The sequence below is a fragment of the Paraburkholderia caledonica genome, assembly GCF_000383275.1.
Taxonomy (GTDB): domain Bacteria; phylum Pseudomonadota; class Gammaproteobacteria; order Burkholderiales; family Burkholderiaceae; genus Paraburkholderia; species Paraburkholderia caledonica.
In genome coordinates this window covers 301443-327218 of the sequence record NZ_KB911039.1, presented here as the reverse complement: position 1 = coordinate 327218, position 25776 = coordinate 301443, and the positions used below count along the sequence as shown (strand labels likewise).

At 60.0% G+C, this 25776-nt stretch carries 25 protein-coding genes; 13 read left to right on the top strand and 12 right to left on the bottom strand.

The window, feature by feature from the left end:
- Nucleotides 1-154: 154 nt before the first annotated feature.
- Nucleotides 155-1159 carry a TauD/TfdA family dioxygenase gene (locus H281_RS0119615; protein WP_020068861.1) on the bottom strand — a complete coding sequence of 335 codons (1005 nt, stop codon included), beginning with the start codon at nt 1157-1159 and terminating at the stop codon, nt 155-157.
- Between the two features lie 298 nt (nt 1160-1457).
- On the opposite strand from H281_RS0119615, the gene H281_RS0119610 reads away from it, so the two are divergent.
- Entirely contained in the window at nt 1458-1766 is a 309-nt protein-coding gene (locus H281_RS0119610) for a putative quinol monooxygenase (RefSeq protein WP_020068860.1), read from the top strand.
- Entirely contained in the window at nt 1763-2926 is a 1164-nt protein-coding gene (locus tag H281_RS0119605) for an iron-containing alcohol dehydrogenase (protein WP_020068859.1), read from the top strand. The genes H281_RS0119610 and H281_RS0119605 overlap by 4 nt, the downstream gene beginning before the upstream one ends.
- Before the next feature lie 86 nt (nt 2927-3012).
- On the opposite strand, the gene H281_RS0119600 is transcribed toward H281_RS0119605, so the two are convergent.
- Both H281_RS0119600 and H281_RS0119595 read right to left on the bottom strand, forming a co-directional pair.
- The gene (locus H281_RS0119600) at nt 3013-4407 is read right to left on the bottom strand and encodes a sensor histidine kinase (protein WP_027804768.1); all 1395 of its coding nucleotides are present in this window, start codon (nt 4405-4407) and stop codon (nt 3013-3015) included.
- Nucleotides 4397-5074, bottom strand: a complete 678-nt coding sequence (locus tag H281_RS0119595; RefSeq protein ID WP_027778124.1) for a response regulator — start codon at nt 5072-5074, stop codon at nt 4397-4399. The genes H281_RS0119600 and H281_RS0119595 overlap by 11 nt, the downstream gene beginning before the upstream one ends.
- Nucleotides 5075-5360: 286 nt before the next feature.
- Here H281_RS0119595 and H281_RS0119590 point away from each other — a divergent pair, with 286 nt between their 5' ends.
- The 5 genes from H281_RS0119590 (at nt 5361) to H281_RS0119570 (ending at nt 10425) form a co-directional block, all read left to right on the top strand.
- The gene (locus tag H281_RS0119590) at nt 5361-6380 is read left to right on the top strand and encodes an ABC transporter substrate-binding protein (protein WP_020068856.1); all 1020 of its coding nucleotides are present in this window, start codon (nt 5361-5363) and stop codon (nt 6378-6380) included.
- A gap of 37 nt (nt 6381-6417) precedes the next feature.
- Nucleotides 6418-7212, top strand: a complete 795-nt coding sequence (locus tag H281_RS0119585) for an ABC transporter ATP-binding protein (RefSeq protein WP_027778126.1) — start codon at nt 6418-6420, stop codon at nt 7210-7212.
- A gap of 16 nt (nt 7213-7228) precedes the next feature.
- On the top strand, nt 7229-8092 hold the full coding sequence (locus tag H281_RS0119580) for an ABC transporter permease (RefSeq protein ID WP_027804767.1): 864 nt from the start codon (nt 7229-7231) through the stop codon (nt 8090-8092).
- 296 nt (nt 8093-8388) lie between these two features.
- Entirely contained in the window at nt 8389-9909 is a 1521-nt protein-coding gene (locus H281_RS0119575; RefSeq protein ID WP_020068853.1) for an alkaline phosphatase family protein, read from the top strand.
- Nucleotides 9910-10107: 198 nt separating this feature from the next.
- Nucleotides 10108-10425 carry a DUF4148 domain-containing protein gene (locus tag H281_RS0119570; RefSeq protein ID WP_020068852.1) on the top strand — a complete coding sequence of 106 codons (318 nt, stop codon included), beginning with the start codon at nt 10108-10110 and terminating at the stop codon, nt 10423-10425.
- A gap of 305 nt (nt 10426-10730) precedes the next feature.
- Here the strand turns inward: H281_RS0119570 and H281_RS0119565 are convergent, their stop codons facing one another.
- The 3 genes from H281_RS0119565 to H281_RS0119555 form a co-directional block, all read right to left on the bottom strand.
- Nucleotides 10731-10979 carry a hypothetical protein gene (locus tag H281_RS0119565; protein WP_020068851.1) on the bottom strand — a complete coding sequence of 83 codons (249 nt, stop codon included), beginning with the start codon at nt 10977-10979 and terminating at the stop codon, nt 10731-10733.
- A gap of 115 nt (nt 10980-11094) precedes the next feature.
- Nucleotides 11095-12285, bottom strand: coding sequence for an acyltransferase family protein (locus H281_RS0119560; protein WP_241077900.1), 1191 nt, complete (start codon nt 12283-12285; stop codon nt 11095-11097).
- Nucleotides 12286-12352: 67 nt separating this feature from the next.
- Entirely contained in the window at nt 12353-13399 is a 1047-nt protein-coding gene (locus H281_RS0119555; RefSeq protein WP_027804766.1) for a phytoene/squalene synthase family protein, read from the bottom strand.
- Nucleotides 13400-13464: 65 nt separating this feature from the next.
- Here H281_RS0119555 and H281_RS0119550 point away from each other — a divergent pair, with 65 nt between their 5' ends.
- From H281_RS0119550 to H281_RS0119540, 3 genes are all read left to right on the top strand, one after another.
- The gene (locus tag H281_RS0119550; protein ID WP_020068848.1) at nt 13465-13965 is read left to right on the top strand and encodes a MarR family winged helix-turn-helix transcriptional regulator; all 501 of its coding nucleotides are present in this window, start codon (nt 13465-13467) and stop codon (nt 13963-13965) included.
- Nucleotides 13966-14393: 428 nt separating this feature from the next.
- Nucleotides 14394-15866 (top strand): ATPase domain-containing protein, encoded by a 1473-nt coding sequence (locus H281_RS0119545; protein WP_020068847.1) that lies wholly within the window; start codon nt 14394-14396, stop codon nt 15864-15866.
- 4 nt (nt 15867-15870) lie between these two features.
- Nucleotides 15871-16221 (top strand): response regulator, encoded by a 351-nt coding sequence (locus H281_RS0119540; protein ID WP_020068846.1) that lies wholly within the window; start codon nt 15871-15873, stop codon nt 16219-16221.
- A gap of 24 nt (nt 16222-16245) precedes the next feature.
- Here the strand turns inward: H281_RS0119540 and bla are convergent, their stop codons facing one another.
- The gene (gene bla, locus H281_RS0119535; RefSeq protein WP_020068845.1) at nt 16246-17211 is read right to left on the bottom strand and encodes a class A beta-lactamase; all 966 of its coding nucleotides are present in this window, start codon (nt 17209-17211) and stop codon (nt 16246-16248) included.
- A 99-nt stretch (nt 17212-17310) separates the two neighbouring features.
- Between bla and H281_RS0119530 the strand changes: the two genes are divergently transcribed.
- Complete coding sequence (locus tag H281_RS0119530) at nt 17311-18189, top strand: LysR family transcriptional regulator (RefSeq protein WP_020068844.1); 879 nt, start codon at nt 17311-17313, stop codon at nt 18187-18189.
- Here H281_RS0119530 and H281_RS0119525 read toward each other — a convergent pair.
- Nucleotides 18186-18437 carry a hypothetical protein gene (locus H281_RS0119525; RefSeq protein ID WP_020068843.1) on the bottom strand — a complete coding sequence of 84 codons (252 nt, stop codon included), beginning with the start codon at nt 18435-18437 and terminating at the stop codon, nt 18186-18188. The two genes, H281_RS0119530 and H281_RS0119525, sit on opposite strands and share 4 nt — an antisense overlap.
- Before the next feature lie 59 nt (nt 18438-18496).
- Nucleotides 18497-18988 carry a lecithin retinol acyltransferase family protein gene (locus H281_RS0119520; RefSeq protein WP_020068842.1) on the bottom strand — a complete coding sequence of 164 codons (492 nt, stop codon included), beginning with the start codon at nt 18986-18988 and terminating at the stop codon, nt 18497-18499.
- Nucleotides 18989-19449: 461 nt separating this feature from the next.
- On the opposite strand from H281_RS0119520, the gene H281_RS0119515 reads away from it, so the two are divergent.
- Nucleotides 19450-19737 carry a hypothetical protein gene (locus tag H281_RS0119515; RefSeq protein WP_013342362.1) on the top strand — a complete coding sequence of 96 codons (288 nt, stop codon included), beginning with the start codon at nt 19450-19452 and terminating at the stop codon, nt 19735-19737.
- A gap of 5 nt (nt 19738-19742) precedes the next feature.
- Complete coding sequence (locus H281_RS0119510) at nt 19743-20513, top strand: PP2C family protein-serine/threonine phosphatase (protein WP_027804765.1); 771 nt, start codon at nt 19743-19745, stop codon at nt 20511-20513.
- Nucleotides 20514-20555: 42 nt separating this feature from the next.
- On the opposite strand, the gene H281_RS0119505 is transcribed toward H281_RS0119510, so the two are convergent.
- From H281_RS0119505 to H281_RS0119495, 3 genes are read right to left on the bottom strand one after another with little or no spacing between them, the layout of a single operon-like run.
- Nucleotides 20556-21926, bottom strand: coding sequence for a sigma-54 interaction domain-containing protein (locus tag H281_RS0119505; protein ID WP_020068840.1), 1371 nt, complete (start codon nt 21924-21926; stop codon nt 20556-20558).
- The gene (locus tag H281_RS0119500; protein ID WP_020068839.1) at nt 21923-24982 is read right to left on the bottom strand and encodes a peptidase domain-containing ABC transporter; all 3060 of its coding nucleotides are present in this window, start codon (nt 24980-24982) and stop codon (nt 21923-21925) included. The genes H281_RS0119505 and H281_RS0119500 overlap by 4 nt, the downstream gene beginning before the upstream one ends.
- Before the next feature lie 39 nt (nt 24983-25021).
- Nucleotides 25022-25774, bottom strand: coding sequence for a peptidylprolyl isomerase (locus H281_RS0119495; RefSeq protein WP_020068838.1), 753 nt, complete (start codon nt 25772-25774; stop codon nt 25022-25024).
- Nucleotides 25775-25776: the final 2 nt, after the last annotated feature.

Sequence of the window (25776 nt, the reverse complement as noted above, 5' to 3'; positions counted from 1 at the left end):
TTTCAGCGATTTATCCTACGCCTGAAGACATATGTCTTATAGATGACTTGAGTCGCAAAATTTTGCCAGATGCGAATTGTTTGCATTAACGCTGAGCTGAATCCATCCGCACGATCGTGCGCGAAACACCGTGCCGCGCGGTTGTCGTTCCGCGCTACACCGTCTGGCCTTCACGGTAACTCTGTGCCATTGCGACGACCACCTTGCGCGGCCCCTCGAACGGGTCGCGTGCATGCGCCGTCAACATGTTGTCGAGCATCAGCACGTCGCCGGTTTGCCAGGGAAACACGACACGTTGCGCGTCGAGAACGCCGCGAATCTGTGCGAGGGCGTCGGCTTCGAGCGGCGCGCCGTCGCCGTAGTACACATTGCGCGGCACGTTTTCCAGACCGACGGACTCGATCAGTGCGTCCTGCATGTCTTCATCGAGCGACGAAAGATGGAACAGGTTCGCCTGGTTGAACCACACGTTTTCACCCGTGCGCGGATGTCGCGCCACCGCCTGACAACGCTCGCGCGTGCGCAGAAGCAACTCGCCGTCTTCGCTGTCGCGCCATTCGCATTCAATGCCGCGCGCGCGGCAAATACGCTCGACCACGGCTAGATCGTCCGAGCCGAAGGCCTGCTGCCACGGCAAATCGAGCCCCTGACCGAAGTTGCGCACGTAAAGCAGTTCGCGGCGGGCAAAACGCTCGACGAGCGCGGGGTCGAGCGCGTGATAAATGGCGCGGCTGTCCGCAATCGGCGTCGCGCCGCCGGAGCGCGCGGCGAGCGCGCAGTGGAACCAGATCCGCAACGGCCATTCGCGGGTATACGACTGCTCGTTATGCAAAGGGATCGAGCGATGCGGCGGATATTCCGTCGATGTGTACACCGCGCCCTCAACCTGGCTGCGCGGCGTGGACGCGAATTCATACCCGATCAGCGGATGCCCGAACGAGGCGGCGAAACCCTGGAATGCATCGATCGAATCAACCCGGAAGCCTGAGAAGAGCACGCCGCCGACGCGCTCGAGCGTCTCGCCGACAATCGCATGCAGCAGCGACGCGGCGTCGTTCAATGACATGTCCCCGCCCGCGCGTGGCGACACGACCGTGGGTAGGCCGGGCTCGATAGACAGATCGGCGAACGTGGGCTGCGGCGTCGAAAGCATGGTCATACGAATTCCTTTGGATGATGCCGTGTACCGGCGCCAGTCTGGCGCCCCGGTCCTAAAAACACACTGACAATCTATCGCAAACGCGAATGATTCTCAATATCTCAGTGAGATGGCCCTGCCTATTTGATGGATTCGCCCGCGGAACGCAGCAGGACGACGGCTTTGCCGTTTAGCGGGCGATCCGAATCTGGTACAACTGGAGTCGGCGCCGCGTCTGCCTGGCTAGGAATATCGGCAGCCCGCGGCGACATCAGCTTCACGCTCTGAGATCTCGACCACTGTCTTGTTGGAGTTACTGATGGCTCATGCCTACCTGCAGGTGATCGCGCATTATTTCGCCAAGCCCGGCTACGGCGATGCGATCGTGAAGCATCTCACCGAACTCGCCGCCGCCACTCGCGCGGAGCCGAAGAACCTCTACTACGAGTTCTTCCGCTCGCCGCTCGCGCCGGACCACTTTGTAATCCTCGAACAGTACAGCGATGCGGACGGCCTCGCGGAGCACCGCGAGACCGAACATTTTCAGCGTCTTGGTTTCGGCACAATCGTTCCCTTGCTGGAGCGACGTGAAGTGTCGAGCCATATGGTCACGGGAGAAGCAGCATGACGCACGCATTCCGCTTTCAAACGGTGCCCACGCTGATAGTTGAATTCGGTGCGGCTCGTCGGCTCGGCGCTTTGCTGCGCGCGCAATTTCCGGCGCTTGAACGTCTGTGTGTCGTGACGGACGGCTTCCTGCACAAAAGCGGCTTACTGGACCCGGCACTTGCCGATCTCGCGGCGCATGGCTGGAATGCGACGGTGATCGACGACGTCATCGCCGATCCGCCAGAACATATCGTGCTTGAAGCGACGGCTCGCGCGCGCAGCGCCGGTGCCGAGATCGTGCTGGGCTTGGGCGGCGGCTCGTCAATGGATGTCGCCAAGCTCATCGCAGCACTCGCTCCACAGCAACAGCAGCAACTCAGTGAAATGTATGGCGTGAACAAGGTGACGGTGCAGCGCCTGCCGCTCGTGCAGATGCCGACCACTGCCGGAACCGGCTCCGAAGTAACAGCCGTCTCGATTGTCACAGTCGGCGAGGCCAGGAAGATGGGCGTCGTCGCGCCGCAACTGATCGCCGATCTGGCGATTCTCGACGCCGAACTCACGCTCGGGCTTCCCGTTGCTGCCACGGCGGCCACGGGGATCGACGCGATGGTTCACGCGATTGAAGCGTATACGTCCGCGCATCTGAAGAACCCGGTATCCGACATGCTCGCGATAAAGGCGCTCGAACTGCTGTCGCGCAACCTGCTGCCCGCGTGCGAGGACGGCAACAATCGCGATGCGCGCGAGGCAATGCTGCTGGGCGCGACTTTCGCGGGACAGGCATTTGCAAACTCGCCGGTCGCTGCCGTGCACGCGCTGGCGTATCCGATTGGCGGCATTTATCACGTGCCGCATGGGCTTTCCAACGCGCTTGTGCTGCCGCATGTGTTGCGCTTCAACGCCGACTCGGCGGCAGATCTCTACGCGGAACTGGCCGACGTGGTCGTGCCCGGAACGACCGGCAGCGCCAGGGACAAGACCCAGGCGCTGATCGAAAATCTCGAACGGATGATTGCGGAGACAGCGATTCCGGCGCGACTGCGCGATGTCGGCATCGAGCGCGAAGGGCTTGGACGCATGGCCAGCGACGCGATGTTGCAAACCCGCCTGCTCGTGAACAATCCGCGGCCCGTCAGCGAGGCCGATGCACTGGCGATTTACAACGCTGCCTTTTGATACGTTTTGATCTCGACACTGGCGCAGCAACAACCGCGAGATTTTCAACGCGATACAGCCGCCGCCGGCCGCAATAGCTGGCGCTGCTAGCCCGCGCGCGACTGCCCCGACGCCGCACGCGGAAACGAAACGGCGATATGCACGCCTTTGCCGCCCTCGCCCGCCTGGAGCACGATATCGCCTTTGTGCGCGTCCGCGATTTCCCGCACGATGGCAAGTCCGAGACCCGTGCCCTCTGTATCCGTCGAAGCGCGAAAGAACGGTTCGAATATGCGGCTGCGAGACTCAGCTGGAATGCCCGGACCGTCGTCGATCACGCTAACGGTAACCCTGTGCGCGTCGGCGGTCACTGCTACCGTGACGTGCCCGCCGCTGCCGGTGTAGCGAATTGCGTTCTCTGCGAGATTGGCGATCAGCGCCTGAAGCAGGCCACGGTGCCCAGCCACCGGCGCGATGTCGCAAAGCTCCGCGCCGAGATCGATTTGCCGCCCTTGCGCAAGCAGCGCGAAGTCTTCCACCACTTCCATGGCTAACGGCACGAGATCGACCGTTTCGACGATCACCTGCCGGTTGTCCGCCGCCTCGGCCTGAGCGAGCAGCAACAGCTTGTTGGTGAGTCCGACCATTGACCGGTTGCTGCGATGCATGGCGGCCAGCGCTTCGTCGAGCGCCGGGTTCACGCCGCCCTGCTGCCGCGCGAACTGCAACTGGGTGCCGAGCAGCGTGAGCGGTGTACGCAACTGATGAGCGGCGTCGGCGATAAAACGGCGCTGCGCGGCGACCTGCACGCCGAGGCGTGCAATGCATTGATTGATGGCTTCGACAATCGGCCGCAATTCCGTATGCAGACGGTCCACGCGGATCGGCTCGAGTTGCATGGGATCGCGGTCGGCGACCTCGTCTTTCACCTTCATCAATGGACGCAATTCGAACGTCAGACCGATGCACACGAGCGCCACAGCAAGCGCGATCATTTCGATCTGCCGCACGAGTTGCGGTCGCCATAGTTGTTCGGCCATCGCGTCGCGTGAACGCACCGTCTTGCCAACGGTGACGCGCACGTGGCGCGTCGCGCCGTTGTCGTACATGAGCCGAACGAGCCCCACGGCGCGCACGTTCTGGCCGTATAGCGCGGTGTCGTAGTGGTCCGGCGTATCGGCCGCTTGCGCTGGACGCGGCGGAAATTCCGGCGTTCCCGCAAGCAGTTGCCGGTCGTCCACATTGACGCTGTAGAACACCTGGTCGCGATAAGGCGACGCGAAGATTTCGAGCGCAGCGGGCGGTACATCCACGCGCAGGAAACCGTCGACCCATTCCACTGCGCCCGCAATCATTCGCGCTGACGAAATAAGCTGATTGTCCTGCACGAGATCGGCCGTTCGCCTGGCATTGTCGTACTCGGCCTTGCCAGTCACGAACACATACAATGCGAGCGGCACCAGCAACCACCATAACAATCGGACGCGCAAACTATTGGTCATCTTCTTTCTTGCGCAGCAGATAGCCGAGCCCGCGCAGCGTGACGATGGCCGCCGAACTGCCGTCGAGCTTCTTGCGCAGGCGTGAGATATAAATCTCTACCGCGTCTTCGCTCGGCTCATCGGCGAGTGTGAAGATCGCGTCGACGAGCGCCGGCTTGGTCACCGTTTTGCCCAATCTAAGAATCAGCGTTTCGAGCACCGAGCGCTCGCGCGGCGTGACGTTCAGCGGTGCGCCCTTCAATGTGAACTGACGCGTATCGATGTCGAACGCAAGGTCGCCGCACACCACTTCGCTTGCCTTCGACGGAGACTGCCGACGGATCGCCACCTTGATTCGCGCGATCAGCTCGCGCACTTCGAATGGCTTCACCAGGTAGTCGTCGGCGCCCGCGCCGAGCAACTCCACTTTCTCGTCGATCGAACCGCTCGCCGTCAGAATCAGCACGGGAGTCGCGTCGCCGCGCTGACGCAGCCGGCGCAGCACGTTTTTGCCCGACAACTTCGGCAAATTGAGGTCGAGCAGGATCACGTCATAGTGATTCGTGCGCAGCAAACGGTCCGCTGCGTCGCCGTCCTGCACGGCGTCGAGAGCGAATGCCTCCTGCTCCAGCATCTTCGCGAGCCAGTGAGCGAGAGTGGGATTGTCTTCAATGAGCAGCAGCTTCATGGCACAAACGGCGAGAGTCAGGGCGTCGATTGTGCCGTAAAAACAGGGCGCTGCGCGCATCGCGTGAGATTCGGCGCATACAGTTTCATGTTCTCAGTCCGAGCTTCCGCTAGATGCGCTGCGTGCGGTTTGCGGCACGATTTCGCGCGGTTCGGGGTTAACACTCACTATTTGCCGGCACCGTCGAAAGCTGGCAGAAGGTTTCCGATTTCTATAATCGCCGTCATTCACTCAAAAAGCGCCGCATGGTCCATAGGGCGGCGGCCAAACCCCAGGAGACTGCCTCATGCGTACCTTGCGCCAGATCGCCGCTGTGTCCGGTGTTGCGTTTGCCCTCGCCGCTGCTTCGGCAGCCGCTCACGCGGAGAAACTCACGATCATGGTCGGCGGCGCCACCAAGATCATTTACCTGCCGGCCAAGCTGACTGAACAACTCGGCTACTTCAAAGACGAAGGCCTCGACGTCGAAATTCTCTCGCAGCCCGCGGGCGTGGATGCAGAGAACGAACTGCTCGCAGGCGCGGTGCAAGGCGTAGTGGGCTTCTACGATCACACTATCGATCTGCAGAGCAAAGGCAAAGAAGTGCAGGCGCTGGTGATCTTCGGCCAGGTGCCGGGCGAAGTGGAAATGGTCTCCACGAAAGCGGCAGACAGCTTCAAGAGCATGGCTGACGCAAAAGGCAAGACGCTCGGCGTGACCGGCCTCGGCTCCTCGACAAGCTTCCTCACGCAATACCTTGCGCAACGCGCGGGTGTTCCGTCCACGCAATACACGCTGTTGCCGGTAGGTGCCGACAATAGCTTTATCGCGGCCATCAAACAAAGCCGTATCGACGCCGGCATGACGACAGAGCCGACGGTCTCGCAACTTCTCAAGACCGGCGACGCAAAAGTACTGGTCGATATGCGCACCCTCGAAGGCACGCGCGCAGCGCTCGGCGGCACTTATCCGGCTTCGAGCTTCTACGTGCAACGCGCGTGGGCCGAGTCGCACAAGAGCGACGCGGCGAAGCTTTCGCACGCTTTCGCAAAGACGCTGAACTTCATTGCCACGCATAGCGCTGAAGAGATCGCGGCCAAGATGCCGAAGGACTACTACGGCAACAACAAGGACCTTTACGTCGGTGCACTGAAAGCGTCGCTGCCCATGTTCACGAAGGACGGCAAGATGCCCGCCGACGGCCCGGAGACCGTGCTGAAGGTGCTCTCCGCATTCAACCCCTCGGTGAAGGGCAAGCACATTGACCTCGCCAAGACCTACACGAACGACTTCGTGGCGGCGCCGGTCAAGACCGCGGCCAAGTAACGTCATCCACATCAAGCAAACTGCGAGGCACCAGCCGATGAACCAACCTATGTCACGCGAGACGCCTGCTATCGAAATGCGCAACGTGTCCTGCCGTTTCATTTCTCCGGACGGCAAGGCAACCATCGCGCTGCGCGACTTCAGCATGTCGGTGGCGCGCGGCGAGTTCGTTGCGATTGTCGGGCCGACGGGCTGCGGCAAATCCACCACGCTCAGCATGATTACGGGCTTGCTCAAGCCCACTACCGGCGAAGTGCGCGTGATGGGCGCGCCGGTCGACGGCATCGATCCGCGCATCGGCTTCGTGTTTCAGGCAGACGCCGTGTTTCCGTGGCGCTCGGTCATCGACAACGTCGCGGCCGGTCCGCTGTATCGCGGCCGCTCGAAATCCGCCGCGTACGAAGAAGCGAACGAGTGGTTGCGCCGTGTGGGCCTCGACAAGTTCGGCAAGCACTATCCGCATCAGTTGTCCGGCGGCATGCGCAAACGCGTGGCGCTCGCGCAAACGTTCATCAACCGGCCGGAAATCCTGTTGATGGACGAACCGTTCTCCGCGCTCGACATGCAAACGCGCACGCTGATGCAGGACGAATTGCTGCAGTTGTGGGGCGGCGCCGGGTCGGTCGTATTTGTCACGCACGATCTCGAAGAGGCGATTGCACTCGCCGACCGCGTGTTCGTGCTGACCGCGCGGCCAGCCACGCTAAAAAAGGTCTACGAGATCGATCTGCCGCGTCCGCGTGTCACGTCGGAAGTTCGCTACGACCCGCGTTTCATCGAAATCTCGCGCGACATCTGGCACGACCTGCGCGAAGAAGTGCAGATCGGTTAATCAAGGAAAGCGAAACATGTCTACTACTCCTCAACAGATGATGCCCTCGGGTATCGACGCCGCGTCGCTCGCGCAGGTCGAACGGGTCGCGCAAAAACGTATCCGGCAACGTCAGGTGCTGGTGATCGCGCTGCGTATCGCCGTACTCGTGATCGTGCTCGGCGGCTGGGAACTGTCCGCGCGCCTGAAGTGGATCGACCCGTTCTTCTTTTCGATGCCGACCGCGATTTTCGATCAGATTGTCGACTGGTTCGTGAACGGCACGTCTCAAGGCCCGCTTCTCACGCAGGTTTGGGTCACGCTCGAAGAAACGGGACTCGGCTTCATTATCGGTTCCGTTGCCGGCGTGTTCTGCGGCATTCTGCTCGGCCGCAACAAGCTGCTGTCGGACGTGTTCAGCCTCTACATCAAGATTGCCAACTCGATTCCGCGTGTGGTGCTCGGCTCCGTGTTCGTGATTGCGCTGGGCCTCGGCATGGCTTCGAAAGTTGCACTCGCCGTGGTGATGGTGTTCTTCGTCGTGTTTGCCAACGCGTTTCAGGGCGTACGTGAAGCGGATCGTTACATGATCGCGAATGCGCAAATTCTCGGTGCTTCGCGCCGTCAGGTAACCACGTCGGTCGTGATTCCCTCGGCATTGAGCTGGATTCTTGCAAGCCTGCATGTGAGCTTCGGCTTCGCGCTCGTCGGCGCAGTGGTCGGCGAATTTCTCGGCTCCAAACAAGGTATCGGCCTGCTGATTTCCACGGCGCAAGGTGCGTTCAACGCAAGCGGCGTGTTTGCCGCGATGATTGTGCTGGCCGTGGTCGCGTTGGCAGCGGACTACCTGTTGACCGCAGTCGAGCAGCGCTTGTTGAAATGGCGGCCGGCAGCCGTCTAAACCTGAGCCACCTTGCCGTGTAAAAGCGCGGCGGTACAAAAAAATGCCGTTCGGTGAATGACCGAACGGCATTTTTGCATTCTGTTGTCACCAACGCCCCCAGTTGCAGCGGCGCATATGGCGGCCGCCACGCCGCGCGCGTAGGTGTTCAGCCGTCCGAGCCTGGCGGGAGAGGGCCGATCTTCTCCGGCTTCTCATAGCGATATGAAGCTTTCGTTGCGACGTTTTTTGCGCTAGGTTTGCAAGACTGACACCTCACACGTTCAGTCTTGCTTAATCCCGCAGGAGCGATGCACATGGACGACGTCCAACTCAGCAACGCGGCACGGCAACAGGCACAGGCGCAGAACGACCCGATTCGCCACGTGGTTCTTCTGCTGATGGAAAACCATTCCTTCGACCAGATGCTGGGCTGCCTCGACGAAGTGCATGAGGGTCTGGACGGCGTGCGCAACGCTGCGTCGAAAACGAACGACGACGGCAAAGGCCACACCTTTTCTCCTCGGCCCACGCGAGTACGGCAAATGAAGCTCGATCCGGATCATGGGCATTCAGCCGTGCTGAGCCAGATCGACTCGAACAACAGCGGCTTCGTGCGCTCCTTCGCCAACGATTATCCAAACAGCAGTCTTGCCGCGCGACAGAACATTATGGGCTACTATCCGCGCGGCTTTCTGCCCGCGCTGCACACGCTCGGAGAGCAATTCACCGTTTGCGACAGATGGTTTTCATCTCTGCCCGGCCCAACGTGGCCGAACCGTTACTTCGCGCTTTCCGGCACTTCGAAGGGGCAGGTGGGAATGCCATCCGGCCTCGACGCGCTCAATCCTAGGTGGTACACCGAGCAGGATCAGGCTACGATTTTTGACCGCCTGAACGACGCTAAAAAAACCTGGACCGTCTATTTCTACGACTTTCCAGCGTCATTGCTATTCAAGAATCAGCGCAAAGCCGAGAACCTCGCGAACTACCGCTACTTCGACAATTTCTTCCCCGATGCCGCTGGACCGGCCGATGCATTTCCTGAGTTCGTACTCATAGAGCCCAAGTACTTCGGCGAGGCACAGAACGACGACCATCCGCCGCATAACATCATGAAGGCGGAAAAGCTGATCGCGGACACGTACAACGCATTGCGTTCGAATCAGGCGTTGTGGGAAAGCACATTGTTAGTCGTGCTTTACGACGAGCACGGTGGCTTCTATGACCACGTGCCGCCGCCGTCAGATTCGGTCGCGCCCGACGAACACACGTCCGTGTTCGACTTCAGGCGGCTCGGCGTCCGCGTGCCCGCTCTCCTCGTGTCTCCGTGGTGCGACCGTGGCGTATGCCACGCGCAATTCGACCATTGCAGCGTGCTGAAATATCTCTGCGACAAGTGGGGCCTGCCTCCGCTCGGCAAACGCACAGAAGCCTCGTCGAGCGTCGGTCTGGCGATCCGCACCACCGGCACGCCCCGCGCCGACACGCCTCAATTCATTCGGGTGAGTAATCAGTCGCTCATTCCGGATCACGTGGAACTGGAAAAGAAGTCGTCGAACAACAATCAGCGTGGGCTCCACCATTTCGCCGACTTTCTACATACCGAGCTCGACCGACTGGAAACGACCGCAGTGGTGTCGGCGGCGAATTTTGCGCGCGCCGAGAACCGCTGGGTAAGCCTGAAAAACCTGCTGGGTTCGGCGTTGATCGGCTTGGGGGAGTGGCTTAGCAAAGACTTCTATCGGGCCCGCGATCTGCGTGACGAGCGTACCAGCCATGCATTCACGCGGCTATCGCAGCGGGCCGACGGAGCCGTCCGCCCGCGCAGTGAATGAGAGGAGAGCCGCTGCACGCGGGGCTTCCCTCGCGCGTCGGCACGAATGAACAGCGGCGTCCGTTTATCTCAATTCCAGCAACGAAGTTTACCGAAAAGCGCCATTACTCTCTCCAGTTTGCAAACCTACAATGTAATCACTGGCTGCGAACAACAAGGTTCGTAGCGCAATAAAGACCGAAACTGGAGGTAGTTCATCATGAAATCACTTATTCAAGCTGTTGTTATCGCCACTGTGCTGGCCGCTCCTGTCGCTTCGTTTGCGCAGTCCAACCAGCCCGTGACTCGCGCTCAGGTGCGCGCAGAACTGATTCAACTGGAAAAGGCCGGCTATCAGCCGACCCGCTCGGATCCTTATTATCCCGCTGACATTCAGGCCGCAGAAGCTCGCGTCGCCGCGCAAAACGGCACTGCGCAGCCGGCTGTGTCGAGCTATGGCGGTGTTGCGAACGGTTCTTCGGACTCTGGCCGCGCGGTGTCGGCTAATGGCACCAAGTCGATTTACTTCGGCAACTAAGCACAGAAGGCAAAGGCGGCAATCGGGTCGGTGCACCGGCTGAGAATGGCGCAATATGCCGCCGCCAAGGCGCGGCGGAATTCTCAGCAGTTCACTGCGTGTCATGCCGCCGAAGCGCCAACTGTTTGAGCCGTTACAAATGAAAAAGCCCGCGACCGGTTGTTCCGATCACGGGCCAGTTTGCTATCCGTTACCTCCGTCATCGGCTACCGATGACTTCGCCTGGACTCGTCAGTCCAGGCGCTTTTTTGCCCCTGCGAACCGTTGCGGGTGCAACGGATCATCCTCCGACCGAACGGACCTGCTCAATCGCGAGCGATCAGATCGCCCACTTGCCCGCGCCCCGTGACAAGGCAGCTCGACAGGAAATTCTCGCTCTGGCTGCTCGCGCCGACTTCTCCAAAGCCCTTCTTGAGCGCGCTGGCCTTGACCAGTTCAGCGCCCTGATGGCATGTGATCGTCCCGACTTCGCCGGCCTGCGCGCGCATCAGCGCCCGATCCGCCATTAAATAGCCGAGCAACAGCACCACCGCGATATTGAATGCCTGCCGCATGGAATGTCTCCTCTTTCGAAGAGACTAACGCGAACCATCCGGACACGGTCTTAGGGGTTTCCCGATTCAGGCCTATCTGCTGACGCAGATTGAATCAAGCGCGGTGAGCGCCAAATCACGTAATCGTGCCGCGCTGACGCACATGCGCGGCTGTTGTATCCGGCGCTGTATGCCCGGACTGCAGCCGCCACATGCGCTGCTGCACGCGCCGCGTATTCCGCTCGAACAACAAATAGACCACGAAAGCGTACACGTAGCATGCAATGAGCATTCCGGTCAGCACGAGTACTCCTTTTGCATCGAACGGAATGCGCTGCCTGAAACCCACTGCGGCCACAAAAAGAATAAACGGGAAATGCGTGAGATACAGCGAATAGGAAAACCTGGAAAACAGAATTGCGGCTCGCGACAGCACCGGCAGTCGCAAGCGAACATTCTCGAGCAGCACGCAGCGGAGGAACACAAAGCAAGGCACGCCGACGATCCAGTCGTTATCCAGCAGAAAGAGGCGTGTACAAACCAGCGCGGCGACAAACACCATACCGCTTACGAGCGTAAGCCACGGTAGAGCCCGGCGCTTCACACGCGCGGGAGAACGCTTCTCTAGCACCGCGAGTAGCACGCCGAGCAGCCACAATCCGAAGCCGCTTTGCAGCGATGGGAACGCGATCATCGTACCGAGCGCAAACGCGGCGATCGCATAACCGCCGACTCCCCGTCGGCGGCCCAACAACACGACGCATGCGGGAAACCATAGGTAGTACCAGAACTCGTTAGCGAGGCTCCATAGCGGACCATTCGATCCGTATGTGCCGCACGCCAGGGTTTGCAGGAAGACGAGATTGCATGCGAGCGTCGCCGGGCCCAGATGCGATGCAACGTTGATCTGTTGATCGAATGTGCCTTCAGTCCCGAGATAGAAAGGTCCGCCCGCGAGATGGATACCGAGGCGGTCCCAGAACAACGTGAGCAGCAGCGCCGGCACCAGCACGACCCACAGGCGCGATAAGCGTTCAGTCAGATAGCGCTGCCAGCTCCACGTGCCGGTGCCGACCTGGCGCAGCACCGAGCCGCCGACAAAGTACCCGCTCAGCAAAAAGAACACGATGACGGCTGTGTGCCCGTAGTTGCTGACGAAATAAAACGCCTTGCCGGCGAGGCCCAGTCCCACGCTCGACTTGTAGTCGACGAACATCAGATTGCGCAGATGGCTGAGGCAAACAGCGCCCGCCGCCAGTGCCCGGATCAGGTCGAGTGTGTCGCAATGCTGTTTTTCCGGCGGCGCCATGTGAGTCGGATCGGACAAAGGATTTGTCGATCAAACTACGGCCCGGCATGCTTTTAATCAGTACGTTGGGCCACACACGAGCAGCTCAAAGCCGGGCTTCTATGTGCCAGATGCGTTGCTCTATTGACTGACGCACCAGCCGGTTCGAACCGACCAGCAGCAGCGACGACGCAATGATCCGATACACCGTGTTCCTGCGCACCTTCGAGACTTTTTGCGGATCGAGCCACGCTGCGTTATCCACGAGCAGCATCAACGTTTCGAGCCCGATCAGAATCGGCCACAAACACGCAAGCCGCAAGCGCACGGAAAAGGCGGGAATGGCGAGCGTGTAATCGAGCGCTTCACGGAAATGATCGAGCGTAATGCGCAATAGCTCGGTCATCAGCGGACGCGCGCGCAACGAATTGGCCGGCGACAACAGGTCTTGCGGACTCAAGCCGTGTTGATCCAGCAATGTTTGCGGAAGATAACAGCGGCCGATACGCAGGTCTTTTCCGCAGTCGCGCAAGACGTTGGTCATTTGCAGCGCCTTGCCGAACCGGACGCCACGGCTCGCCATTGTCTCGGGCCGCTCTTTGAGCGTGCCGGGCATATGTGCGTAGGTCATCGTGGTCCAGAATTCGCCGACGCAGCCCGCTACAAGATATGTGTAGCGGTCCAACTCCGAATATTCGCGCAGCGCCGCGATGCGGCCCGAACGTTCGTCGGGGAACGTGCGCAGATCGAACTCCATGCCCTCGGTCAGCGTTGAAACGATTCCCCGCACGGCCTTGCGATCGGATTCATTCAACTGCCCCAAGACGTCGAGCGCGGGACTGAGCGATTCCAGCAACACCTTCTCGTCCGACTGAGTCTGCTGACCCGCTACTTCGGCGGCCATACGCTGGAACAGCGCGCCGTCGCTCGACACACCGTTGACCTGGTCGCGCAACGCCAGCAATAACTGAAGGCGCTGTTCCGGCGCGATCAGCGAGGTATCCGCAACCGTGTCGGCGGCACGCGCGAGCAGATAGGCGAGGCCGATCGGGTCGCGCATTCCCACTGGCAGCACGCGCAGCGTAAGGTAAAACGAGCGTGAAACGCCTTTCAGGAGCGGGCCGAGAAGAAAAGCCCGGGTCGGATTCGGCATGGGTGCGATGTCAGTATTGGCAAAATTCAGGCGGTGCCGAATTGTATACGGCAAGCCGCGATAAGATGCGGGATAGCCTGAATCTCGTGCCGACAATGAGCAAAAATCAGAATTCGACTCTTGAAGCCGCCACTACGCGTACTCGCCGGCCCGCCCTGCGCCTGACCTATGTGATAGGCAGTCTCGACCGCATCCTGCGGCGCCGTATGAGCGAAGCGCTTGCGCCGCTCGGCTTGACGCTCGCGCAATTCACCGCACTGTCCGTTCTCGAAGCAAAGGGGCAGGCGTCGAACGCGCAGCTTGCCGAACGCTCGTTCATCACGCCTCAGTCTGCCAACGAGGTGATGAACGCAATGGCGAGCCGTAACTGGGTGAGCCGCGAGCCGGACCCCACGCACGGTCGCATCGTGCTGCTGCAATTAACCGACGAGGGAAGGGCCGTACTGCGTCAATGCGAGCAGGCGGTTAGAACGATTGAAAAGCAGATGCTCGAAGGCATCGAATTCGAAGCGGCCGGCACGGTGCAGCGCCATCTCGAAACCTTCGTCCGAAACCTGCGCGGATAGCATCGTCGATCAGGGAAAAATTTGTTAAGGATGGCTAATATAGCCGCTCGCTAATGAACGCGCGAAGGAACGCGCGAAGCGTGGCATTGGCATGTCTGGCCACTCGCTCGCCAGTAGAGAAATGCCGTGCGGTTAAGTAGCTTTGCACGTACCTGTTTTGTACTTTGTGCGCCGCGCAGAATAACTTTTTCATTTTCGGTCGGCTGCGCTGCGTTCGTATCGGAGCGCGTTCGGCTCACTTGCCCCCTGACCTTGCACCAATATGGCCGTGGTCAAGCGCTCAACGGACACGTAGAATCGCGGGCAGCCATTCTCCCTATGCGGTTTCGCCGGTCAAATACCGGGAACGCACATTGCTCACGAGGTTAGTTCAGGTTGCGGGCGGACGTCAGCGAACCGCCTGTGTTTGTACTTCAACGCACACCATAATGACTATTCACGAATCGCAGACCTCTCTTCGCGCCAACGTTGACACGGGCGTGCCCGGTCTCGACGAGATTCTTGGCGGCGGGCTGGTCCGGGGCGGCGTCTATCTTCTCGAAGGCATGGCCGGCGCAGGCAAGACGATTCTATCCAGCCAGATCGGCTTTCATCGCGTAAGCCGGGGCGAGAAGGTGCTGTACATGACCTTGATCGCTGAATCGCACGACAAGTTGCTCGCACACCTGAAGCGTCTGACTTTCTTCGACGAAAACGCAGTCGCGCAGCAGATGCTTTTCGTTTCCGGTTATCACGAACTCATGCAGGACGGTCTGGACGGCTTCCTGAAACTGATTGCGTCGAGCATCTACGATTACCGGCCGAGCCTCATGATCATCGACGGCTTTCGGAGCGCGCGCGAATTCAGCGAAACCGAACTGTCGTTGTCCAAGTTCATTCACGAACTCAATGCGCTCGCCGCGGCAATGGACTGCACGACGCTGCTCCTCGCGCCGCTGTCCGGCAACGAGCCGCATCCTGAGCACACGCTGGTCGACGGCCTGATCGAACTGAACCGCTTCAGCGACGGTATGCGCCGCGCCCGCGAAATCGAAGTACACAAGCTGCGCGCGCGCAATCACCTGATGGGCAAGCACTACTTTCGAATCGCGGAGAGCGGGCTCCTCATGTATCCGCGTCTCGAATCGCAGTGCGCGCCGTCGAGCGGACCGGTGGATCTGAAAACGCGGATCAGCTTCGGCTTGCCGCATCTCGACATCATGTTCGGCGGCGGTCTGTCACAAGGCTCGACTACGACGTTGATCGGGCCGTCGGGTGTCGGCAAAACCATGCTTTGCCTGCAATTCCTTGCCGCAGGTGTCGCGAACGGCGAACGTTGCCTCTATCTCGGCTCTTACGAAGGACCGCAACGACTGCTCGGTAAAGCAGAAGCCGTTTCGATACCCCTCAACGACGCGTACCAGGACGGTCGTCTTGCCATTCAATGGCAGCCGGCCATTGAACTTGCCGTCGACGAGATCGCCGCTAACGCGCTTGCCACGGCGAGAGAAATCGGGGCAACGCGCATGGTGATCGACGGCGTGGAGGGGTTCCGCGATTCCGCGTTGCGCGTCGAGCGCTTCGGGCTATTCCTGAACGCATTGCTGCATCAGTTGCGCGAAGCCGGCATCACGGCGCTCATCACCGAAGAAATGCCGCTCTATCCAGACCACGGCAATTCTCGAAGCTCGCGTGTATCGGCACTTACAGAAAATCTCGTCTTGTTGCGCTACGCGGAAACCGAAGCAGGACTGCGGCGTGCAATCTCAATCGTCAAGCAGCGGGAGAGCGCGCATGATCCGTCTACCCATGAGCTCGTAATCTCCTCACACGGGCTGGATGTTATTGAAAGTCCGTTTAGCGCCGCGGTTTCTTCGACCACAGGCTTGTCCGCGACGTTGCAGTCGCGGCGACCGGCGTAGCCCCATGAAAACCATTCTGGTTGTGGATGACGAATTCGACATCCTCACTGTATGGCGGCTGCTGCTCGAACGTCACGGCTATACGGTGCTGACCGCATCGAATGGCGCGGCCGCGCTCGATCAGATACGCAAGACCCGGCCGGACGTTATCGTGTCGGACTGCATGATGCCGGTCATGTCAGGCTTGGAGCTTTGCGCAGCGCTTTACGCCGATCCGGACCTGCGCACCATTCCGGTGATTCTCTGCAGCGCGGCCGCCGACATTCCCGCGCAGCAGAATCCGTCCATCCAGTACGCGCGCAAGCCGATTTCATTCGACGCGCTGCTGACCATGCTCAAGCGCGTTTCAGGGTAAAAGCACAGGCCGTTGGCGCAGCCGTTAAACCGACTGCGCCACTAGCGCGCCGACGCTCGCAATAGCCGCATTGCAACGCGCCGCGTCGCCTGCAGTTTCCGTCAGATAGACTGCGACGAGAATGGGGCCGTGGCCAGGTGGCCACACGATCGCCACGTCGTTGGCCGTGCCGTGATCGCCTGTGCCGGTCTTATCGCCAACGCCCCAGTCCTTTGGCAATTTTGCGCGAATCCGCTCGCCGCCGGTCTCATTGGCCGCAAGCCACGCAAGCAATTGCGCTCGCGACGACGAAGTCAAATGCTCGCCGAGCACCAACTCACGCAGATTGCCGAGCATTGCGTTCGGTGTCGTAGTGTCGCGCGGATCGCCGGGCGTCCCCTCGTTAAGCGTGGGCTCGATCCGGTCCAGACGCGTGATGCCATCACCCAGACTGCGCGCAAATTCGGTCAAGGCGGCAGGACCGCCAAAGCTCGCCAGCAACAGATTAGCGGCCGTGTTATCGCTGAGCGTGATCGCCGCCTTGCACAGATCGCCGACGCTCATCCCCGTGTTGCCGGTGCGCGCACGCGTGTGCTTCGATGTCGCCGGCGAGTTCGGCACAAGCTCGCTTTGCGAGTAGACGATGCGTCGCTGCAAGTTTTCCTCGCCGCGATCCACCCTCGCCAATATCGCGCCCGCAACGAGCAGTTTGAACGTGCTGCACATCGGAAAGCGTTCGTCCGCATGTAAGCCGGTGTGCAGGCCCGATGTCGTGTCGACGATCGCAACACCGAGCCGTCCGCCGCTATCTGCTTCGATCTCCCGCAGCCGCGCGCGGATCGTATCGGCCTTTGCCAACTCTTGCCGCGGCGTTGCCGACGTGGTGCGCTTGGCCGGTCCGGCGTCTTTGCCCCATGCATCGCCGCTTCGGAACACGGCGCCAGCAAAGCCACCAACGCCAACTATCGAAACGCCCAGCATCGTGCGCGCAAATTTTCTTCTCGTGATCATTGCAGCTCCTTGTGTGAAGCCGCAACTATCGGTTTTCCAGCTTTCACTGACAAACGATGATAAGTTAGTGCGCTCACAAGAAAAACTTATGCCTCGGCTATGAGACCTTATCTTCCGCTCAATGCGCTGCGCGCCTTCGAATCGTCCGCGCGGCACCTGAGCTTCACCCGCGCGGCGCTCGAATTGAACGTCACGCAGGCCGCCGTCAGCCAGCAGGTCAGAACGCTCGAAGAGCGTCTTGGCACCGCGCTATTCAAGCGCCTGCCACGCGGCCTTGCAATGACCGATGAAGGTCTTGCACTGCGCCCCGTGCTCACCGACGCATTCGACCGCATCGAGGCGGTGCTCAAGCAATTCGAAGGCGGTCACTTTCATGAAGTACTGACGGTCGGTGTGGTCGGCACGTTCGCGGTCGGTTGGCTGATGCCGCGGCTCAAATCGTTTCGCGATGCACATCCCTTTGTCGAGCTGCGGCTTCTGACCAATAACAATCTCGTGGATCTCGCCACTGAGGGGCTCGACTTCGCGATCCGCTTCGGCGACGGCACGTGGCCCGGGTCACTTGCCACGCGCCTGCTCGACGCGCCGCTCGCGCTGCTATGCACGCCCGAGATTGCCGCGAGATTGTCCACGCCTGCAGATCTCGTCGACGAAACGCTATTGCGTTCGTATCGCGCCGACGACTGGATCAACTGGTTCGCAGCCGCCGGTATTGCGCCGCGTCCAATTCGCGGACCGGTGTTCGATTCGTCGCGGCTGATGGTCGAAGCGGCCATGCAGGGCGCAGGCGTGGCGCTCGCGCCCGCGCTGATGTTCGATCGCGAGATCAACACGGGCCGCCTCGTGCGGCCCTTCGATGTCGAAGTGCAGGCGGGAAGTTACTGGCTCACATGGCTAAAGGGCAAGGCGATGACACCCGCGATGCTGCTGTTCAGCCAGTGGCTCATCAAGGAAGCGGCTGCACACATGCCGCATTAGCAAAGCCCGGTGCGACGATGACCGTTCATGGCGGGGCGCTCTGCTTGCGGCGGAAACACGTTCCATGAGCCATCGTCGTGACGGAAGAAGAAGATGGACAACAGGCCGGACGGGCGCAGTGCTTCGACACGCACGAACCGTTGATGCGAAGCGCGGTGGCAAAATTCCACGACACGTGCGGGCATTGACGGAGTCGGTGCGAGCCATTTGTCAACGGCCCAGTGCAAGGTCTTTTCAGCGGTTGCCATGATGGTCTCCTTCATTCGTTCACTTGAATACCCGAGGTCGATCCGATAGCTCATGCGAGCTATGCGGCGAGCTGTCCGCTGTTTGCGCCGGTGGCGCCGCTTTCGACGAAAGCCTTTACGAGGCACATCAGCACATGCATGCCGGTACGCGGATGGCGCAAGCTGCAATGCACCTGTTCGCTGCGGCTTTCGCCGAGCAGCACCCACGCGCAAAAATGCTCGCAGTTGTTGGTCAGCAGGCGGTAGTGGTTTTCGCCGAGCCGTGAGCGCGCGCGGCGTACCGCTTCGTCGCCGATATAACGTGCATGGGGAGTCGCGCGAACCGAGAGCGGATGTCCTGCCGCGAAGCGATCGAGGTCGACTTCTTCGACCGGTCCGCGATGCACCGAGCCGGCGAAGCCTGCGTAATGAACCACACGGCCATTGCCCACGTAGATGCCGTGATGCTCATAACCGCAGCGGGCTGACACGAGATGCGAGCCGATGGGCAAGTCGATCGTGGACATGCAATCGTCGCGGGTGTCGCTCGTCTTAAGTTGGATCGTGTTCATGGCTGGCCTCGCTCGGTTTCCAACACTGTTGCGAGGTCTTTTGCATCATCCGGGCCATGTGCGAAAAAGCCTTGTTTATAAGGCTTTCCGCCGAGTGCCACTTCTTCGACGAGGAAAACTGTGGGCCGCCGAGCGACAGAATATGCACTGAAGTGTTGGCGCGCGGCGCTCTTTTTGCCACGGCCAGAATGGCGATTCACGCTGCAGTTGGGTTGTTGTCGACTCGCCAGGAATGTGTTGGGCGCTACACCGGTTCGCAAGCGGGTCTGTTGGATGCGCGCCGACCTGTCGATCAACAGTGCACCGCTGAAACAGTGCCCGAATGAGCGGAATCGCAGGCCAGTCAACGCTGTGCGGCAAACCGCGTGGCGTCATGCAGCGATTGGCATAGCACTTGCACGATCCTTGTCCAGATCCATTAAAACCGCGCGCGTTGCGCACGCGGCCAACCGGAGAACGACATGGCTTCTATTTCTGTGAACGATCTTTCACTCAACCTCGCACTCGACCGCAAAGCAATGGCGGCCATTCGCGGCGGCGGTGGAGCGCCCTGGGTGTATGGCTGGATTCAACCTTATGTGCGGGAAACGCCGAGCATTGGACCGGTCGTGAACCTGTACGAGGTTTCCAACAACTTCTATGCTAACCAGATGATCAACCAGTTCCAGTCGGTCGATGTGCGCAATACAGGCGCCAACTCGAACATCAGTGTCTCTCCCGACGCACGCAGCAGAAACGATATGGTGTAGCCGTTGTGACTTGTGCGAGCCTATTCCGATGGACGTCGTCCGCGCGCTCCGACGCGGGGCGCGTGCGTGAAATCAACGAAGACGCCTGCCTCGACCAGTCCGAACTAGGACGCTGGGCAGTCGCCGACGGCATGGGCGGACACGCGGTCGGCGACGTCGCGAGCCGCATCGTCATCGACGAATTGAAACGGCTCGCCGCGCCCGTCAGCATGAAAGCGTTCCTGGCCGACGCGCGCGCACATTTGCAGGCTGCCAATCGTCTGTTGAGAGAAGAGGCCGCGCGCCGCCAGGTGCAACGCATTGGCAGCACGGTCGTCGCGCTGCTCGCCTGCGATCGCTTCTGCGGTTATGTATGGGCCGGCGACAGCCGCCTGTACCTTCTTCGTGACGGACAGTTACGCCAGCTCACTCGCGATCACAGTCAGGTCGAAGCGCTCAAGTCGCTTGGCGTGATTACCGACGAAGAAGCGCGGCATCATCCCGCGCAGCACATGATTACGCGGGCCGTGGGTGCGACGGATCTGCTCGAACTCGACGACGACGCAATCGAAGTTGCGGACGGCGACATCTTTCTGCTTTGCAGCGACGGCCTGAGCAACGAGATCGGCGAAGACGACATGCTATCTGTGTTGTCTACGGCAGCACACGGCAACGCGCCCGATCAACTGGTGAGCCTCGCCCTGGAGCGCGGCGGCCGCGACAACATTACTGCGGTCGTGGTACGCGCCGAAGACCCTCATGCCGCGGACAAAACGCTTCTGAACCCGGCGCCCTGAGGCCGTGAGTCGCACGCCGTTCGATTTTTACGGCCGGCGGCGTTATGTATCGCCTTCGCCGTCGTCCTCGGCTTGGTCTGCATGCTCGGCGGCGCCGTTCCTGTTCGTGGAGACGACGTTACGGTTGCGAAAGTCTTTCGAATGCAGACCGTGCTTCTTCAGCAGCATCTGCAGATGCGACCGGTTCATGTCGATGCGCCGCGCCAATTCGGCCACCGTGCCGTTCACTTCGCGCAGTCCACGCTCCAGAAAGGCTTTCTCAGCGTCGTCGCTTGCGGCGCGCTTTGCATCGCTGAGCGACATCAGGTTCGCCACGCTGATCTGTTCTTGCCCTGTGCTGTTCGCGCCGCTTTGCAACGCCACTGTTCCCGGCGCTGCGGGCCGCATATCGGTCGGCAAATGATCCATGTCCGCCATATCCCCCGCAAGACACGAGATGCGATACATCACGTTGCGCAATTCGCGGATGTTGCCGGGATACCCGTAATTGAGCAGAAAGTCCCTCAAACGTGGGGTTAATCTCACGGGCCTGCGTTTGAGCGTGCCGGCCGCCTCGTCGCCGAACCATGCGATCAGCAGCGGAATCTCGTCACGCCGTTCGCGCAGCGGCGGCAGCGTCACATGAATGACGCTAAGCCGATAAAACAGATCTTCGCGAAACCTGCCTTCTTCGCTGAGCTTGCGCAGATTGCGATTCGTTGCTGCGACGATGCGCGTATCGACTGCAATGGTTTCGTCGGAACCCACGCGCTGAATCTCGTGCGCTTCCAGCACGCGCAGCAGCTTGACCTGACCCGCGAGCGGCAACTCGCCGATCTCGTCGAGAAAAATGGTACCTGTATGCGCGCTTTCGAATTTCCCTTTACGGTCGTTTGAAGCGCCCGTGAACGCGCCCTTGCGATGACCGAACAGTTCCGACTCCAGCAGATTGTCAGGAATCGCGCCACAGTTCACGGAGATAAACGGCTTATCCGACCGCGAACCGTTCGCGTGAATGACTTTGGCCATCAGTTCCTTACCGGTCCCGCTTTCACCGTCGATCAGAACGGGCAAGTCGGTCGGCGCCGCTTTTTCGGCGATTTCGAGCGACTCGAGCAGACGCGGATTGTCGCCGAACGTGCCCTCGAAAATGAAGCTGCGCTCAAGCAGCGCCTGCCTGCGTGCACCGCGCGACTGCTCGGCGCGCTGTTCGGGCTCTGCTGCTGCCGCGGCTTGCACAAAACGCTCCTTATGCGAAAGCTGCATGACCTCGTCGCGTAGCGACGTGGCCTGCCTGAGCAGCTTGTCGATATCCGTGCGCTCCAGCCGCGACGACCACCGCAGTGTCGAGCGCAGAATCTCGATCCGCTCGATCAGGCCGGCATATGAAATAGCCGGACTGATGTCTTCAACCTGGTCGAGTATCTTCATCATGACGTACTCAGTTGTTTCTGAACCAGTTGGTAGTACATGCCACCGCGCTGGATCAGTTCTTCATGACGGCCCTGTTCGACGATTGCGCCTTCATAGAGCACGAGAATCTTGTCGGCACGCATGATGGTGCTCAGCCGATGCGCGATGATCACTGCCGTGCGTCCCTTCAGAATGTCGTGCATGTTGCCGAGAATGTTGCTCTCCGACTGCGAATCGAGCGCAGACGTGGCTTCGTCGAATACCAGCAGGCGCGGATCGTGATACAGCGCGCGTGCAATGCACAGCCGCTGGATCTGGCCACCAGACAAACCTATTCCGCGCTCGCCGACAATCTGCTCATAACCGAGCGGCATCTTGCTGATGAACGCATGCGCATCCGCCATTCTGGCGACTTCCTCGATGCGTCGGCGGTCGGGTGCGTCGTCGCCGCTTGCTATGTTCTCGGCAATCGTGCCCGAGAACAGCAGGTTGCTTTGCATCACATAACCGATCTGCGCGCGGAAATAGGCTTTGTCGACCACGCCGAGGTCGTAACCGTCAATCGACATCTTCCCCTCGCTCGGCGCGTAAAAGCCGACCAGCAACTTGGCCAGCGTCGTTTTGCCCGAACCGCTGCGTCCGACAATCGCGACGAGTTCGCCGGGTTTGATGTCGAAACTGATGTTCTCCAACACATAAGCGGAATCGTTTTCGCCATAGCGGAAGTACACACCGCTCAGGCTGATTTCGCCCTGCAGTTCGGGCAGCATGACGCGCGACGGCAGATCCTGCGGCCTCTGTTCTGGCTCGATGTCGAGCACATCGCCAAGGCGCTCCATTGCGACGCCCGCGTCATTGAGCATGCTCCATAGTCCGACGAGTCCCATCAAGGGACCGAGCACGCTTCCCATGAATGCATTGAATGCAATCAACTGACCGATTGTCATCTCGCGCGCGAGCACGAGATTCGCGCCTACCCAAAGAATCGCAATCGTGGTCGCGGCATTGAGCAGTTGACTGCCGAGCCCAACGAGAATATTGAAAGCATGTGCGCGGTACTGCACTTCCAGCGCTTTCGCGTATTTCTTCTCCCAGCGCAAACGCACGGGCCGCTCGATGCCCATGCCCTTAACCGTTTCGACGCCGGCGAGCGCTTCCATCAGGAACGACTTCGATTCCGTCGATGCATTGAAAACCTCGCGCGCATAATTCTTGATTCGAGGCGTCGCCAATGCGGTGAGCGCCATGATCGGAATGACGAAGCCGATCAGCACGAGCGTCATCTTCACGTTGTAGACGAACATGATCGTGAAGTAGATGAACACCATCAGCAGATTTAGCGCTGTCGTGACGGTGGATTCTGTGAGAAATGCGCGAATCGTCTGGTTCTCCTGGAAACGCGCGAATATGTCGCCGGTTTTGCGCTTTGCAAAAAACGAGAACGGCAACGACATCGTGTGCTTGAAGAACTGCGACATCATCGCAAAGTCCATGTTGCGCACCATGAAATTGGCGAGGTACGCACGAATCGACGACATGAGTTGCGAGAATACATTGGAGATAATGAGGCCGCCTATCAGCAGATGTAGCAAGCTCACATTCTGGTGCACGATTACGCCGTCCAGAATGTTCTGGATGATGAGCGGCGGAATCACGCCGAGTACCTGAATCACGAACGTCGCAAGAAACAGGTGACCGAGAATTTTTTTGTACGGCTTCAGGTAGCCGACAAAACGAATCCACGGGGAACGCGACGCCGACATTTGCAGTAAGTGAGGGCCGCCCGTAAAGAGCAGGCATGTACCGCTCCAGCCGCGCTCGAAATCCTCAACGGTCAATTTGCGGAAGCCTAGCGCCGGGTCCGCGACCCATACGTACTCCGTGGAGAGCCCATACACCACCACATAGTGATAGCCCTCCCAATGCACGATGAACGGTAGATCGAATCCACGTAACGAATCGAACGTGCATTGCACGCCACGCGCTGTAAAGCCGAGCGATTCCCCTGCACGGGCAAGGCTGTCGAGCGTCGCGCCCTGCGTGGTCACATTGGCGAGTTCGCGCAGTTTGCCGAGCGTCATCGGAATGCTGTAGTGACGGCAGATCATTGCGAGGCACGCCGCGCCGCAATCCATTTCCTCGGCCTGTTCGACCAGCGCAAAACGCTTGATTATTTTTTCGCCGAACTCGGCCTTGCTCTGCAGGTCGAGCATCAACGGCAGCTTACGGCGTTGCTCCAGCCGCTTTTGCCGCTGTAACTCACGGTCGACGTAACGAATACGCTCGTCCAGCACCTCGCGCAGTTTCGGATTGCGCTCGAGAATGAAATGAACGGTGCGCTCGGGAATCACCAGTAGTCGCGCATCGGTGGACGCAACCGCGGAGGCCATTTGTTCCTGGCGCATCAGGCACGCTTTCTCGCCGAATATTTCGCCTTCGCCGAGCGTGGCGAGCGTATAGTCGCGCCCTTCCTCATGCCGAACGATGCGCACTTCGCCCTGACGCACGACGTATAAGCGCCGGTCGTCGCGTGCTTCCTGCTTGAGAATCTCTTTGCCTGCAGCGACACGTTTGACACCCACACTGCGCACGTATTCTTCAAGCTCAGCCTTGTTCAGTTTGCCGCGCAGATCGAACAACTGCGCGACAAAGCCGCCGGCCGAATTGATTGCGACATAACTCGCGACGAAAGCGAGTGCGGCCTGATTGGCCGTGATCACCGGCTCGATTGCTGCGCGAGGGATGAACAGCAGCTCGGTCTTCGCCGACGCCCGCACCGAGGCTTCGTGCACATACGTACGCAGCATTGCAATGTCGGCGAAAATTTCTCCCGACTTGCGCACTCCCATGCTTGTTTCCTTGCCGTTCTCCTCGACAAAGATGCGCACCGTGCCCGAGCGGACCACGTATAAGCCGTCGGCGGTCTCCCCTGCAGAACATACCGTTTCGCCAAACGAATAGAAACGCGCCTGCGCATATTCAGCCAGGCGGTCGATCTCATCGCGAGAAAAAGGCGACAGTATTTCCACCGAGGCGAGAAACTCGGCGGCGGACGGTGCGGTCTGGGGTGCATCCATAAGCTGCGGACCTCGATTCGGCTTTTCAGATTGCGCCGGTTAGCGCGCCTCGATCACATGTTCCTGCGCGCGCGCGATCAGCCAGCTTTCGCGCAGCAGGCGCCTGACTTCGGCGGCGACATCGGCGTCGAGCGTGGCTGGGTATTTGGCCGTCACCGCAAAGATTTCAAAGCACGATCGATCAGCTGACGGGAACGGGCCAAGCAAATCACCCACCGCCGCATTGAAGATCTTCGCCTCTATATCCGGCTTCAATGAGCCGCGCAGTACTTTGCCTATTACGCCGCCCGCTTCACGCGTATCGGCAATGGAATGCTCGCGAGCCATATCGGCGAAACTGTCGGGATCGTCGCGCAGATACGAGATCATTTCCTTCGCCTTGCCTTCGCTATCGAGCACGATATGGCTTACCTCGATGGCGTCGAACTTCGGTGAATTCAGCGCGAAATAGTCTCTGACGGCGGCCTCGTTGCCGACCTCCTCCAGCATCTTTTCCTGATACAACCCGTCAGTGATGAACGCCTCGAATTCGTCGAGGCTCACGTTGAGCACATCCAGGTACTGGTTCATATCGGTCGCCCGATGCAAGCCGCGCACGCGCCGGAACTGGTCGGCGCGCTGCTGGATTTCGTCGGCGCTGACTGCAATGCCCTGCTTCTTCGCGGCATGCACGGTGAGCTTGTCGCGCACGATCTGCTCAATCAGGCTTTCGAACTGGCCAGTCAGTTTCAGAAGTCGAATGAATTCGCTGACATCCACAACTTCATCATCGATTCGCACTATCGCGGTCATGT

Bases quoted from the DNA above. Each gene is read 5' to 3' on its own strand.
- H281_RS0119580 (WP_027804767.1), top strand. From the start codon at position 7,229: ATGTCTACTACTCCTCAACAGATGATGCCCTCGGGTATCGACGCCGCG.
- H281_RS0119525 (WP_020068843.1), bottom strand. From the start codon at position 18,437: ATGGCAACCGCTGAAAAGACCTTGCACTGGGCCGTTGACAAATGGCTC.
- H281_RS0119615 (WP_020068861.1), bottom strand. From the start codon at position 1,159: ATGACCATGCTTTCGACGCCGCAGCCCACGTTCGCCGATCTGTCTATC.
- H281_RS0119605 (WP_020068859.1), top strand. From the start codon at position 1,763: ATGACGCACGCATTCCGCTTTCAAACGGTGCCCACGCTGATAGTTGAA.
- H281_RS0119600 (WP_027804768.1), bottom strand. From the start codon at position 4,407: ATGACCAATAGTTTGCGCGTCCGATTGTTATGGTGGTTGCTGGTGCCG.
- H281_RS0119575 (WP_020068853.1), top strand. From the start codon at position 8,389: ATGGACGACGTCCAACTCAGCAACGCGGCACGGCAACAGGCACAGGCG.
- H281_RS0119495 (WP_020068838.1), bottom strand. From the start codon at position 25,774: ATGACCGCGATAGTGCGAATCGATGATGAAGTTGTGGATGTCAGCGAA.
- H281_RS0119565 (WP_020068851.1), bottom strand. From the start codon at position 10,979: ATGCGGCAGGCATTCAATATCGCGGTGGTGCTGTTGCTCGGCTATTTA.
- H281_RS0119530 (WP_020068844.1), top strand. From the start codon at position 17,311: ATGAGACCTTATCTTCCGCTCAATGCGCTGCGCGCCTTCGAATCGTCC.
- H281_RS0119520 (WP_020068842.1), bottom strand. From the start codon at position 18,988: ATGAACACGATCCAACTTAAGACGAGCGACACCCGCGACGATTGCATG.
- H281_RS0119500 (WP_020068839.1), bottom strand. From the start codon at position 24,982: ATGGATGCACCCCAGACCGCACCGTCCGCCGCCGAGTTTCTCGCCTCG.
- H281_RS0119595 (WP_027778124.1), bottom strand. From the start codon at position 5,074: ATGAAGCTGCTGCTCATTGAAGACAATCCCACTCTCGCTCACTGGCTC.
- H281_RS0119570 (WP_020068852.1), top strand. From the start codon at position 10,108: ATGAAATCACTTATTCAAGCTGTTGTTATCGCCACTGTGCTGGCCGCT.
- H281_RS0119550 (WP_020068848.1), top strand. From the start codon at position 13,465: ATGCGGGATAGCCTGAATCTCGTGCCGACAATGAGCAAAAATCAGAAT.
- H281_RS0119590 (WP_020068856.1), top strand. From the start codon at position 5,361: ATGCGTACCTTGCGCCAGATCGCCGCTGTGTCCGGTGTTGCGTTTGCC.
- H281_RS0119545 (WP_020068847.1), top strand. From the start codon at position 14,394: ATGACTATTCACGAATCGCAGACCTCTCTTCGCGCCAACGTTGACACG.
- H281_RS0119505 (WP_020068840.1), bottom strand. From the start codon at position 21,926: ATGATGAAGATACTCGACCAGGTTGAAGACATCAGTCCGGCTATTTCA.
- H281_RS0119515 (WP_013342362.1), top strand. From the start codon at position 19,450: ATGGCTTCTATTTCTGTGAACGATCTTTCACTCAACCTCGCACTCGAC.
- H281_RS0119540 (WP_020068846.1), top strand. From the start codon at position 15,871: ATGAAAACCATTCTGGTTGTGGATGACGAATTCGACATCCTCACTGTA.
- bla (WP_020068845.1), bottom strand. From the start codon at position 17,211: ATGATCACGAGAAGAAAATTTGCGCGCACGATGCTGGGCGTTTCGATA.
- H281_RS0119610 (WP_020068860.1), top strand. From the start codon at position 1,458: ATGGCTCATGCCTACCTGCAGGTGATCGCGCATTATTTCGCCAAGCCC.
- H281_RS0119555 (WP_027804766.1), bottom strand. From the start codon at position 13,399: ATGCCGAATCCGACCCGGGCTTTTCTTCTCGGCCCGCTCCTGAAAGGC.
- H281_RS0119585 (WP_027778126.1), top strand. From the start codon at position 6,418: ATGAACCAACCTATGTCACGCGAGACGCCTGCTATCGAAATGCGCAAC.